This window comes from Streptomyces olindensis (assembly GCF_040645895.1).
In the GTDB taxonomy this organism is placed as follows: domain Bacteria; phylum Actinomycetota; class Actinomycetes; order Streptomycetales; family Streptomycetaceae; genus Streptomyces; species Streptomyces olindensis.
Genome location: NZ_JBEYZD010000124.1, coordinates 1 through 11,755 on the forward strand (window position 1 = coordinate 1; position 11,755 = coordinate 11,755).

Genomic DNA, 11,755 nt, shown 5'->3' on the forward strand with positions numbered 1-11,755 from the left:
GGCCGGGGGCCTAGGTCCCCCGGCCGGGTCCGCTTTCCGCCCCGCGTCCGATCCGCCGGTCCCGGGGGGCCGCATAGCGTCCCGCCATGGACTCGCACGACACGACAGGAACGCTCGAAGAGGCCCTCGAACGCCTGCACGCCTCGGGCCCGGAGCGACTCGGCAGACTCACCAACCACGCCCCCATGGTGGTGGAGGCGCTCGCCGCGCACGGCCGGGCGGACGCCGTGCACCGCTGGCTGGACCTGTACCGGCCCAAGCTGGAGGACTTTCCCCGGCCCCACGCCGCCGTGACGGACGCCGACTGGCGTGAGGCGCTGGGCGATCCGCGCCGGGCCGCGGACTGGATCGGCCACTTCGGCCGCGCACTCGCCGAACAGCCCTGGCGGGACGTCCTCGCCGTCTGGTGGCCGCGCCTGCTGCCCGGGATCTACGGCGGTTCCACCCACCCCGTCATCCGCGTCGGGCACGCCGTACGGGCCCTGGAAGCCGGGGAGAGCGCACCGCGGCTCGCCGAACTCGCCCACGGCCTGGGCTACTGGGCGGCCCGGCACCGCCCCGTGTCCGGCATCGCGCCGCTGCCCCCGGCGCCGAGTGCCGCCCGGTCGCTGGACGCCGTCCCGCCCATCAGCGACCCCAGGGGCGGGTTCCCGGACCGGCTCGCGGCCGTACGGCGGCTGCCGCGCTGGGCGGGCGACGTGACCGACCCGGACACCGCCCGGGCCCGCCTGACCGAGCTGGTCCGGGCCGCGACCCACCGGTACGCCACCCACGGCCACGGCGAGGAGACCATGCTCGTGCACGCGGCGACGGCACCCAACGCCGTGCTGCGCACCCTCCCCTCCCTGCCGCGCGAACTGTGGGCGCCGAGTCTGCACGCCGCGTGGACCGCGTCCGCGGCGGTCACCGCCATGTACGCCCCGGCCGGGCCCGCCGCCCCCGTCCCCGCGCCCGGACGCACGGCGGACGAGGTGCTGGAGCAGGCCCTCGCCCACGGCGACGAGCACGTCATCAAGCTCACCGACACCGCCCTCGACGTCGGCGACGAACGGGCCCTGGCCGCGGCCCTGCGCGCCGTCGAACTGAGCGAGCCGCTCGCCCCGAACTGACGTGCGCCGAGGGGCGATCGGGGGAGGTACGGCACCGGCGCACCCCGGGGAGGGTCTATCGTGTCCGCATGTCCGTCCCCGAACTGATCCGCATCGTCTCCCGCGACTCCCCCATGGCACTCGCCCAGGTCGAGCGCGTCCGGGCCGAGTTGGCCGCCGCCCACCCCGGAGTGCGCACCGAGGTCGTCCCGGTGAAGACCACCGGCGACAAGTGGATGGGCGACCTGTCCAAGGTCGAGGGCAAGGGCGCGTTCACCAAGGAGGTCGACGCGGCGCTGCTGGCCGGGGAGGCCGACCTCGCCGTGCACTGCGTGAAGGACGTGCCGGCCGACCGGCCGCTCCCGGCGGGCACGGTCTTCGCCGCGTTCCTCAAGCGGGACGACATCCGCGACGCCCTCATCCACCCCGGCGGGCTCACCCTGGACGAGCTGCCGGCCGGGACGCGCATCGGCACCTCCTCGGTGCGCCGGGTCGCTCAACTCGCCGCCACGCACCCCCACCTGGAGTGCGTGCCGTTCCGGGGCAACGCCAACCGCCGCCTGGCGAAGCTGGAGGCGGGAGAGGCCGACGCCCTGCTGCTCGCGGTCGCCGGACTGGAGCGCATCGGCCGGACGGACGTGATCAGCGAGATCCTGTCGCCCGAGACGATGATGCCGCCCATCGGCGCGGGCGTCCTGGCGCTCCAGTGCCGTGAGGGCGACGCCGACCTGATCGACGCGGTGAGCGGCCTCGGCGACCCGGACACCTACCGGGAGACGACCGCCGAGCGCATGTTCCTGCACGTGCTCCAGGGGCACTGCAACAGCCCCATCGCCGGCTTCGCCCAGGTGGACCGCAGCGGTGAACTGTCCCTGCGCGCCTGTGTGTTCACGCCGGACGGCAAGACCCGGCTGAACGCCCACGAGTGGGCGGGCCGGCTCGACCCGGCCACGCTCGGCACCTCGGTCGCCGTGGCTCTGCTGCGGCAGGGCGCCCGCGAGATCATCGACGGCATCCCGCACTGACGGCCGCGATGCCCTGACGCCGGATCAGGCGGTGCCTTCCTCCGCCTGATCCCGAAGGAAGACGCTCACCTGGTGCGCCAGGCTGTCGCGCACGGCGCCCTGCTGGGCTCCGGCCGGTCCCTCGTGCGCGCCGATACCGCCCGACCAGAGCCGGCGGTCGGTCCACTCCTCCTCGACGCGCAGCTGCACCTGGACGTCCACCAGGCCCAGGGACGCCTCGGCGCCGGCCGCGTACAGCACGGCGGTGGCCCGGCGCAGCGGATAGACGTCGAAGCCCTCGATGAACTGCGAGTTGCGCCAGTCGAGGAAGGCGCTCTCCCCGTCCGGGCCGATGCGTACGTCGATCTGGCCGTCCTCGAGGTGGATGCCGAGGTGCCGGCTGCCACGGTTCTCGACCGTCACGCGGAGGCAGAAGTACGTCAGTCCGTCGGCGGCGTCGTCCCGGCCGCGGGGCGGCTCGGCCAGTTCCAGACGGTGGACGCGGACGCGCAGACCGGCATGCTCGTCGTACTCCTGCCAGTCCCCGACCACGTTCGGCTCGTACACGCTGCACCTCTCGACCTCTGGAAGCTGCTTCCTATCTGTGGTCCGAGCGGACTGTCAAATGAGCAGAATGCGCTGTGGCCAGGCAGTTCATCCCTTTTGATCGGTGATCAAGCCGTGCCCAGCGGTTATCCGGAAACAGTCGGAGAAAGCGTTTGCCGGGGCGTGCCGCACATCACTTTCCCGGGTGAAGATCAACGGGCCAGACGGCCCAGCAGGGCCGAGGCGGCGGTGATGCCGAGCGCGGCGGCCACGAGCAGCACCGCGAAGTCGGTCCCCAGGTGGTGGGGTGTGCCGAGGAGGAGGCCGCGCAGGGCGTCCACTTCGTAGCTGAGCGGGTTGGCCTTGCTGACGGCCTGGAGCCAGCCCGGCATCACGGACACCGGGTAGAGGGCGTTGGAGCCGAAGAACAGCGGCATGGTGATCGCCTGCCCGATGCCCATGAGGCGGTCGCGGCTGAGGACGATGCCGGCGATGGTCATGGACAGGCAGGAGAAGAACGCCGAGCCGAGCACGACGATCGCGGCGACGGCGAGCAGCTTGAGCGGGTTCCAGGTCAGGGCCACCCCGAGCAGGGCGGCGATGAGCAGGACGACGAGGGCCTGGACGAGTGACTTCACACCGGCCGCGAACGCCTTGCCGGTGATCAGCGCCGACCGCGGGGTCGGGGTGACCAGGAGCTTGTTCAGGATGCCGGCGTCGCGCTCCCAGATGATCTGGATGCCGTAGAAGATGGCGATGAACATCGCGGACTGGGCGATGATGCCGGGCGCCAGGTAGTCGACGTAGGGGATGCCGCCGGTCGGGATGGCCCTGATGCGGCTGAAGGTCTGGCCGAAGATCAGCAGCCAGAGGGCCGGCTGGACCGCGCGGGTGTACAGCTCGGTGCGGTCGTGGCGCAGCTTTTGCAGTTCGACCGCGCACATCGCGCCGACCCGGGCGGGCAGCAGCCGCCATCCGGCGCGGGGCCGCGGGGGTTTCAGCAGCAGGCCGATGCCGTCGGGGTGGGCGGGGGCGGGGTCAGCCGACACGGCGGGCGGTGCGGCGGGTGCTTCGGACATCGCGGAAATCTCCTGCCTCGTCGTCGAGACCGCTGCCCGCCACGTCCCGGAAGACGTCCTCCAGCGTGGGCGGCGCGTCCGGGGCCGTGCCCGCGGCGCGGCGGCGGGCGCCGAGCCCCTCCCGGAGTTCGGCGGGGGTGCCGAGGGCCCGGATCCGGCCGCGGTGCATCAGGGCGACGCGGTCGCAGTACTGGTCGGCCTCGTCCATGTAGTGGGTGGTCACGAGCACGGTCATGCCGGTGGCCGCGCGCACGGCGCCGATGTGCTCCCAGACGCCGGTGCGGGCGATCGGGTCGAGCCCGATCGTCGGCTCGTCGAGGATGAGCAGGCGCGGGGCGCTGACCAGAGCCTGGGCGAGTTCGAGCCGGCGGACCATGCCGCCGGAGTAGGTGGCGGCGCGCCGGTCGGCGGCGCCGGCGAGGTCGACGGCGGCCAGGGCCTGGGCGACGCGCTCGGCGCGTTCCCGGCGGGGCACGTCGAAGACCCGGGCGAACAGGGCGACGTTCTCCCGTCCGGTGAGTCCGGCGTCCGCGGACAGCTGCTGCGGCACGTAGCCGAGCAGGCGGCGCACGGCCATGCGGTCCCCGGCGGCGTCGAGACCGAAGACGCGGACCCTGCCGGAGGGCACGGGCAGCAGGGTGGTGAGGCAGCGGATGGCGGTGGTCTTGCCGGCGCCGTTCGGGCCGAGCAGGCCGAAGACCTCGCCGGGCCGGACCGTGAGATCGAGTCCGTCCACGGCGTTGGTGTCGCCGAAGGCGTAGGTGAGCCCGGTGCAGACGACGGCGTCGGCCTGCCCCCGGTCGGTGTCCCGCGTCATGACTCCTCGGCCTCCTCGTGCAGGGTGTCGGCCAGCTTGCGCAGGGCCGGGATCGCGGCGAGCAGGGCCCGGCGGTCCGTCTCGTCCAGGCCCGCCACGTGCCGGCGCACGAGGTCCGCGCGGCGGCGGCGCCACTCGCGCAGCCGGGTCTCGGCGGCGGGCGTGGGCAGCAGCCGGGCGGCCCGCCGGTCCGCCGGGTCGGTCTCGCGGGCCAGGTAGCCCGCCCGGGCCAGCTGGTTGACCAGGGTCGACACCGAGTTGGCCGCGAGCCCGAGCTCCTTGGCCGCGTCGGAGATACCGATGCCGGGCCGGGTGACGACCAGGCGCAGCAGTTCCGCCTCGGCGCCGCGCAGCCGGGGGTCGGGCATCTCGCGCCGCAGGCGCCGCCGGATCAGCCGCTGGACCCCGACGAGCGCGTCGGCCAGCTCTTCGGGGAAGGTCTCCGGCTCCATGCGGCGACATTAGCTCTGTAACAGAGCTAATCGATCCAAGGTGCGGTCAAGGAGGGTCAAGAGACGGGCATGCCGAGCGACTGCGGAGCCACGGGCCCCCGAATGCCGTATTGTCAGAATTGTTTGGTTATGTCCCTGCTCGGGAATGGGCAGGGAAGTGCTTCGGACAGGAGGCACGTCCGTGGGAGCCGGCCTGCCGGGCCCCGGTGCCCTCCGCGAGGTCCGACTCCGTGCTTCCCATGGTGTCTGTCCATCCAGCACCTGCTCAGGGAGGTGCGCACCATGCGTATCGCCGGCAGCACCCGAACGCACCCCCACGACGACGCCCCCGACACCGCCGCGGCGTTCGCCCGTCTGGCGCGGCTGCCCGAGGGGCCCGAGCGCAAGGCCCTGCGCGACGAGCTGGTCGAGGCCTGGCTCCCGATGGCGGAGCGGATCGCCGTCCGCTTCCGGGGCCGCGGCGAGGCCTTGGAGGACCTCTACCAGGTGGCGGCCCTCGGTCTGGTCAAGGCCGTCGACCACTACGACCCGGCGCGCGGCAACGCTTTCGAGGCGTACGCCGTGCCGACCGTCACCGGCGAGATCAAGCGGCATTTCCGTGACCACATGTGGACGCTGCACGTGCCCCGCCGGGTCCAGGACCTGCGCAACCGGGTGCGGCACGCCGCCAAGGAGCTGTCGCAGACCACGCCGGGCCGCGCCCCCACGGTCGCCGAGATCGCCGAGTACGCCCACCTCACCGAGGGCGAGGTGCGCACCGGCATGGAGGCCCTGGAGTGCTTCTCCGCGCTGTCGCTGGAGGCGGAGATGCCCGGCACGGACGGCTACGCCCTCGGGGACGCGATCGGCGGGCCGGACCCGGCCTTCGACACCGTCGTCAACCGCGTGGCGGTCAAGCCCTGCCTGGAGGCCCTGCCGGAGCGCGAACGGATCATCCTCTACCTGCGGTTCTTCAAGGGCATGACGCAGAGCCGCATCGCGGAGCAGCTCGGTATCTCGCAGATGCACGTCTCCCGGCTGCTCAGCAGCTGCTTCGCCCATCTGCGGGAGGAGCTGCTCGACGACGCCCGTTGACGCACGGGGGCCGTTGACGCATGGGGGCCGGGGGGAGCCGGCGCCGCCGGAGGGTCAGGCCTCCGGCGGCGTTCCCGGGAGTTCCGGCGGCGCGCCGGGGATCTGGGTCGGACCGGCGCGGTCGAGGGCGTCCTCCAGTTCGGCCCGGATCTCCTCCGGCATCACGCCGGTGCGCCCCCAGATGATGATCAGTTCCGCGACGTTGCGCAGCTTGATGTTGGTGTGCTGGGAGACCTCTTTCAGCACGGCCCACCCCTGGTCGGGCGAGACCCGGCCGAGCACCACGACCATCCCGATCGCCTGGTCCACGACGGCGTGGGAGACGACCGCCTCCTTCAGCTGCTGGATCTCCTCCTGCAGCTCGAAGATCCGCTCCGAGCCCCCGTCCGTGGGCATGGTCACCTCCGGGTCCGGTGCGCCGCTGCCGCCAGGGCCCCAGCGGGTGCTTGAGTGCCCTGACACAGTGTCCGACCCATCCATCGTCGTCACTCGGCCCGCCCGCTGCCACCGGGGCGGACCAGCCGGTTCACGACACCGTTTCGGCACCGCCGCCGGGGTACTCGGCAGGCGCCCACAGCGGTTCCGGTTGGACACTGGTGTCATTCCTCCGGTGTCTGCCAGGCCGACGAGATCAGGACGCGACTGCCATGAACCACGACATGCCCACCTCCTTCGGCACGAAGGACGTCGTCTCATCACATTCCGTGTTCGGCGCGCCTTGCTGGGTGAGTCTGACCAGCCGGGACGTCAAGGCGACCGAGGAGTTCTACGGTGCCGTGCTGGGCTGGCAGTGGCGGCCGGCCAAGCTCGGCGACCGGTTCCGGATCGCGCTGGCCGACGGCTCGCCGGTGGCCGGGATCGCCGGGGTGGCGACCATGTGGCAGATGGCGGTGGCCTGGACGCCGTACTTCGCGGTGCGCAGCGCGGACGACGCGGTGGCACGGGTGCAGGAGCGCATGGGCACGGTCGCCGTCGGGCCGATCTCGCTGCCCCCGGGGCGGGCGGCGCTGCTGGCCGACCGGGACGGGGCGACGTTCGGGATCTGGGAGGGCGACCTCTTCACGGACTGGGAGACCTGGCGCAACGCCCAGCCGGCCTTCATCACGCTGCACACCCGGGACGCCTTCGACGCGGCCATCTTCTACGGCGAGGTCCTCGACTGGGCCTCGGAGCGCCCCGGCTGCTGCGAGGTGCACTACGAGGGCGGCGAGGTCGTGCTGCGCAGCCGCGGTGACGTGGTGGCGCGGATCGAGTCCGGCGCGCTGGAAGCGGCCCCCGACCCCACCATCCGGCCGCACTGGCAGGTCCACTTCACCGTGGACGACGTGGAGGCCTGCGCCCGCGCCGCGGAGCTGCACGGCGGCAGCGTGCTGTCCAAGGGCGGCGACGAGGCGGTGCTGCGCGACCACGACGGCGCCCAGTTCACGGTGACGGCACGCCGGGACCGCTGACTGCCTGGGCATCCGGGAGCCGTCGTCAGGAGCGGCCGTCGTTCGTCACCCGCCCTTGCGGCGCGACGCCCGGGACGGTCGTGACAGCAGGACCAGGCTGCGGGCGTCGACCGTCAGGACCGTGCCGGCCTTGTGCTCGGACTCGTCCGGTGTGCCCTCCGGGTCGGCCGTGTCGATGAGGGCCGTCCAGCGTTCGCCGTAGGCGGCGCCGGGGAGGCGGAAGTCGACCGGCTCCCAGTGGCTGTTGAACAGCAGCAGGAACGAGTCGTCGACGACGGGGCGTCCGCGCGGGTCGGGTTCGGCGATGGCGTCGCCGTTGAGGAAGGCGCCGACGGAGTGCGCGTCGCCGCGCTGCCAGTCGTCGTCGGTCATCTCGGTGGCGTCCGGCGCCAGCCACACCAGGTCGGGCAGGGGCTGGTCGGCGCGGGTCAGGGTCTCGCCGAGGAAGAAGCGGCGCCGGCGCAGCACGGGGTGGCCGGTGCGCAGCCGGATGACGTACCGGGTGAACTCCAGCAGGTCGCGCTGTTCCCGGGTGAGCCGCCAGTCGATCCAGGAGATCTCGTTGTCCTGGCAGTAGGCGTTGTTGTTGCCGCGCTGGGTGCGCCCGAGTTCGTCGCCGTGGCAGAGCATCGGGATGCCCTGGGACAGCAGCAGCGTGGCGAGGAAGTTGCGCTGCTGGCGGCCGCGCAGTTCCAGGACGGCCGGGTCGCGGGTCGGGCCCTCGGCGCCGCAGTTCCAGGACCGGTTGGTGCTCTCGCCGTCCTGGTTGTCCTCGCCGTTGTCCTCGTTGTGCTTGTCGTTGTAGGAGACGAGGTCGCGCAGGGTGAAGCCGTCGTGCGCGGTGACGAAGTTGACGCTGGCGCGCGGGCGGCGCCGGCTGTGCTGGTACAGGTCGGAGGAGCCGGTCAGGCGGGAGGCGAACTCGCCGAGGGTGTGGTCCTCGCCGCGCCAGAAGTCGCGGACCGCGTCGCGGTACATGCCGTTCCACTCCGACCACAGCGGCGGGAAGTTGCCCACCTGGTAGCCGCCCTCGCCGACGTCCCACGGCTCGGCGATCAGCTTGACGCGGCTGATCACCGGGTCCTGCTGGATGAGGTCGAAGAACGCCGAGAGCCGGTCCACCTCGTGGAACTGCCGGGCCAGGGTGGCCGCGAGGTCGAAGCGGAAGCCGTCGACGTGCATCTCGGTGACCCAGTACCGCAGCGAGTCCATGATCAGCTGGAGCACGTAGGGGTGGCGCATCAGCAGGCTGTTGCCGGTGCCGGTGGTGTCGTAGTAGTGCTCCCAGTCGCCGTCGACCAGGCGGTAGTACGAGGAGTTGTCGATGCCGCGGAACGACAGGGTCGGGCCCAGCTCGTTGCCCTCGGCGGTGTGGTTGTAGACCACGTCGAGGATCACTTCGAGCCCGGCCGCGTGCAGGGTCTTCACCATCTGCTTGAACTCGGTGACCTGCTGGCCCCGCGTGCCGTGGGCGGCGTAGCCGTTGTGCGGCGCGAAGAAGCCGATGGTGTTGTAGCCCCAGTAGTTCGACAGGCCGCGGTCGTGCAGCACGCCGTCGTGGACGAACTGGTGGACCGGCATCAGCTCCACCGCCGTGACGCCCAGCGAGGTGAGGTGCTCGACGACCGCGGGGTGGGCCAGTCCGGCGTAGGTGCCGCGCAGTTCGTCGGGCACCTCGGGGTGGGTGCGGGTCAGCCCCTTGACGTGTGCCTCGTAGATCACCGTGTCGGCGTAGGGCCGGCAGGGCCGGGTGTCGTCGCCCCAGTCGAAGGCGGGGTCGGTGACCACGCCGAGCATGGTGTGCCCGGCGCTGTCGGCCGGGTCGGGGCCGTCCGGGTCCCGCTCGTACAGCGAGGGGTGGTTGTCGATCTGCCCGTCCACCGCCTGGGCGTACGGGTCCAGGAGCAGCTTGGCCGGGTTGCAGCGGTGGCCGAGGGCGGGGACCCAGGGCCCGTGGACGCGGTAGCCGTAGCGCTGGCCGGGGCCGACGCCGGGGAGGTAGCCGTGCCACACGAAGCCGTCGACCTCGTTCAGCGGTACCCGGGTGTGTGTGCCGTCGTCGTCGACGAGGACCAGCTCGACGCGCTCCGCCACCTCGCTGAAGAGCGCGAAGTTGGTGCCCTCCCCGTCGTAGGAAGCGCCCAGGGGGTAGGGGCGCCCGCTCCAGGCGGACGCCCCTTTCCGTGTCTGCCGCCGCGTCACCGGGCCTCCTCCAGGACCTCGTCCGGCGTGACGGCGGGGCCGGCCAGCTGCGCGACGCGCTCCTCGCGGGGCACCTCCAGGCCCTCGCGCTCCTGCGGGGCGGGCGCGGTCGGCACCAGCGGGACGCGTTCGCCGGCGCGAGCGCGCTGCGAGAACCAGATGACCTTGCTGCCGGTCTCGGTGGCGCAGCAGCCCCAGCCGTCGCTCATGGCCGCGAGGTGCTCCAGGCAGCCCCGCAGCTCCTGGTCCGGGCGCAGGGCGCGGTCGTTGTCCCCGATGGCGGTGATCAGGTGCTGCCCGTTCCACCACATCTCGATCGACGTGTTCTTGTCCGTGGCGTGTTCGTCGATGGCCTTGAGCAGCATCTCGGCACCGCCGCAGACGGGCTGGACCAGGTTGTCCAGGTCCCAGAACCTCAGGTGAGCGGCCAGAATGCGGCTGACCTGTCCCACCCGTTCCGGGCTGACTTCCACGTCGAGGTGGTAGTAGCAGGGCACTGCGGTCTTCATCGGTCGGCTCCTCACCGCGAAGCTCAGCTCCTCCTCGCTCCCGCGGTCCTGCGGGACGAGCCCCGAACACGGAACGTGAGCGCGTATCGCTTCTGAGTCACCTTCAGCCTGAGGGTGCTAGCCCGTTCGTGCAACACGAGCGCACGGTTGAGGCGGTGGAGCACACAAGTGAGCACACTCTGAGGGCCGGCACGACGCGGCCGAACCGCCACTGGTTGAAGATCCAACAAGACGCTGCGTCGTCACCCGTGCACCATGTGTGAAGAACTCGATCGCCGTTACGGGTCCGTGCCGCTGTGCGCACGGCCGCCGTCCGACCGTCGGGAGACCGTGCCCCTCGAGCCCGAAAGGTGATCGGCGCCATGCTGCTACCCGCCAAAGCCGAAGTCGCCCGGCAGTTGCGGCGTTACCGGGCCTGGGAACGCGTGATGCTCGCGGCACCGAACGACCGCACGGTGCGGACCACGTTCGAGGACTCCGGCTACACGCTCTGCGTGCTGATGGGCAAGCGGTGCGCGCGGGAGGCGGCGGACGCGGCGGAGCGGTACCTGCGCACGAACCAGGTCGCCTATCTGCAGGAGACCCGCCCGCAGGAACAGGACGAACGGCCGCGTCCGGCCGCCGCGGTCGGACGAAGACCGCCGGCGGTGGAGCGGCGTTCCGCTGCGGCGGAGCGCCGCTCCCCGGCGGGAAGGTAGCGGCCTTCGCGCACATCTCGTCCCCTGAACCGGGCTCCGGGCCCGGCGTTCCCAGCACGGTGGAGGTGAGGACCATGAGGAGGACCCGGGCCATCGGCCGCATCCCGGTACGGGACGTCCGCCCGGCCGTGGAGAGCGGCAACCGGCCGGCCAAGGCGGTCGTGGGTGAGACGTTCGAGGTCACCGCCACCGTGTTCCGGGAGGGGCACGACGCGGTGGCCGCCAATGTCGTGCTGAAGGATCCCGAGGGCCGTCCCGGCCCGTGGACGCCGATGCGGGAGCTGGCCCCGGGCAGTGACCGGTGGGGCGCCGAGGTCACCGCGGACGCCGTGGGCCGCTGGACGTACCGGGTGGAGGCCTGGAGCGATCCGGTGGCCACCTGGCGTCACACGGCGGGCATAAAGGTTCCGGCCGGCATCGACCCGGGCCTGGTCCTGGAGGAGGGCGCCGACCTGTACGAGCGGGCTGCGGCCGGTGTACCGAAGGAGGCCGGCCGCAGTGTGCTGCTCGCGGCGGCCCGGGCACTGCGCGACGACACGCTGTCCCCCGCCGCGCGCCTGGCGGCGGCGTTGACGCCGGAGGTGGACGCGGTCCTGGCCCGGCACCCCCTGCGGGACCTGGTCAGCACCTCCGAGCCGCTGCCCCTCCTCGTCGAGCGCGAGCGGGCCCTGTACGGCTCCTGGTACGAGTTCTTCCCGCGCTCGGAGGGCACTCCCGAGCGGCCGCACGGTACGTTCCGGACCGCCGCCCGGCGGCTGCCGGAGATCGCCGCGATGGGTTTCGACGTGGTGTACCTGCCGCCGATCCACCCCATCGGCACCACCTTCCGCAAGGG

Annotated in this window: 13 protein-coding genes; 6 read left to right on the plus strand and 7 right to left on the minus strand. The window is 72.4% G+C overall.

Annotated features, from left to right (window positions below; all coding sequences use genetic code 11):
• The first annotated feature begins 86 nt into the window (after window positions 1-86).
• Together ABZ948_RS39470 and hemC are read left to right on the plus strand one after the other, a co-directional pair.
• Window positions 87-1,109, plus strand: a complete 1,023-nt coding sequence (locus ABZ948_RS39470; protein ID WP_359767954.1) for a questin oxidase family protein — start codon at window positions 87-89, stop codon at window positions 1,107-1,109.
• A 68-nt stretch (window positions 1,110-1,177) separates the two neighbouring features.
• Complete coding sequence (gene hemC, locus ABZ948_RS39475; RefSeq protein ID WP_359767955.1) at window positions 1,178-2,113, plus strand: hydroxymethylbilane synthase; 936 nt, start codon at window positions 1,178-1,180, stop codon at window positions 2,111-2,113.
• A gap of 24 nt (window positions 2,114-2,137) precedes the next feature.
• On the opposite strand, the gene ABZ948_RS39480 is transcribed toward hemC, so the two are convergent.
• The 4 genes from ABZ948_RS39480 to ABZ948_RS39495 form a co-directional block, all read right to left on the minus strand.
• Window positions 2,138-2,659 (minus strand): hypothetical protein, encoded by a 522-nt coding sequence (locus tag ABZ948_RS39480; protein ID WP_359767956.1) that lies wholly within the window; start codon window positions 2,657-2,659, stop codon window positions 2,138-2,140.
• A 191-nt stretch (window positions 2,660-2,850) separates the two neighbouring features.
• Window positions 2,851-3,717, minus strand: a complete 867-nt coding sequence (locus tag ABZ948_RS39485; protein WP_359767957.1) for an ABC transporter permease — start codon at window positions 3,715-3,717, stop codon at window positions 2,851-2,853.
• Window positions 3,677-4,534: an ABC transporter ATP-binding protein gene (locus tag ABZ948_RS39490; RefSeq protein ID WP_359767958.1), complete on the minus strand. Its 858-nt coding sequence runs from the start codon at window positions 4,532-4,534 to the stop codon at window positions 3,677-3,679. Before ABZ948_RS39490 ends, ABZ948_RS39485 begins: the two co-directional genes overlap by 41 nt.
• Entirely contained in the window at window positions 4,531-4,986 is a 456-nt protein-coding gene (locus tag ABZ948_RS39495) for a MarR family winged helix-turn-helix transcriptional regulator (RefSeq protein WP_359767959.1), read from the minus strand. The genes ABZ948_RS39490 and ABZ948_RS39495 overlap by 4 nt, the downstream gene beginning before the upstream one ends.
• A 282-nt stretch (window positions 4,987-5,268) precedes the next feature.
• Here ABZ948_RS39495 and ABZ948_RS39500 point away from each other — a divergent pair, with 282 nt between their 5' ends.
• Window positions 5,269-6,060, plus strand: a complete 792-nt coding sequence (locus ABZ948_RS39500; protein ID WP_359767960.1) for an RNA polymerase sigma factor SigF — start codon at window positions 5,269-5,271, stop codon at window positions 6,058-6,060.
• A gap of 54 nt (window positions 6,061-6,114) precedes the next feature.
• Here ABZ948_RS39500 and ABZ948_RS39505 read toward each other — a convergent pair whose 3' ends face one another.
• Window positions 6,115-6,456 carry an ANTAR domain-containing protein gene (locus tag ABZ948_RS39505; RefSeq protein ID WP_359767961.1) on the minus strand — a complete coding sequence of 114 codons (342 nt, stop codon included), beginning with the start codon at window positions 6,454-6,456 and terminating at the stop codon, window positions 6,115-6,117.
• Between the two features lie 251 nt (window positions 6,457-6,707).
• Between ABZ948_RS39505 and ABZ948_RS39510 the strand changes: the two genes are divergently transcribed.
• Window positions 6,708-7,511 (plus strand): VOC family protein, encoded by an 804-nt coding sequence (locus tag ABZ948_RS39510; protein WP_359767962.1) that lies wholly within the window; start codon window positions 6,708-6,710, stop codon window positions 7,509-7,511.
• 45 nt (window positions 7,512-7,556) lie between these two features.
• Here ABZ948_RS39510 and glgX read toward each other — a convergent pair whose 3' ends face one another.
• Both glgX and ABZ948_RS39520 read right to left on the minus strand, forming a co-directional pair.
• Entirely contained in the window at window positions 7,557-9,713 is a 2,157-nt protein-coding gene (gene glgX / locus ABZ948_RS39515; protein ID WP_359767963.1) for a glycogen debranching protein GlgX, read from the minus strand.
• Entirely contained in the window at window positions 9,710-10,222 is a 513-nt protein-coding gene (locus tag ABZ948_RS39520) for a pep a2 (protein WP_359767964.1), read from the minus strand. The genes glgX and ABZ948_RS39520 overlap by 4 nt, the downstream gene beginning before the upstream one ends.
• 362 nt (window positions 10,223-10,584) lie before the next feature.
• Between ABZ948_RS39520 and ABZ948_RS39525 the strand changes: the two genes are divergently transcribed.
• Both ABZ948_RS39525 and ABZ948_RS39530 read left to right on the plus strand, forming a co-directional pair.
• Window positions 10,585-10,920, plus strand: a complete 336-nt coding sequence (locus ABZ948_RS39525) for a DUF5133 domain-containing protein (protein WP_359767965.1) — start codon at window positions 10,585-10,587, stop codon at window positions 10,918-10,920.
• Between the two features lie 74 nt (window positions 10,921-10,994).
• Window positions 10,995-11,755, plus strand: a 761-nt coding sequence (locus ABZ948_RS39530) for a maltotransferase domain-containing protein (RefSeq protein WP_359767966.1), incomplete at its 3' end; no start/stop codon positions are given.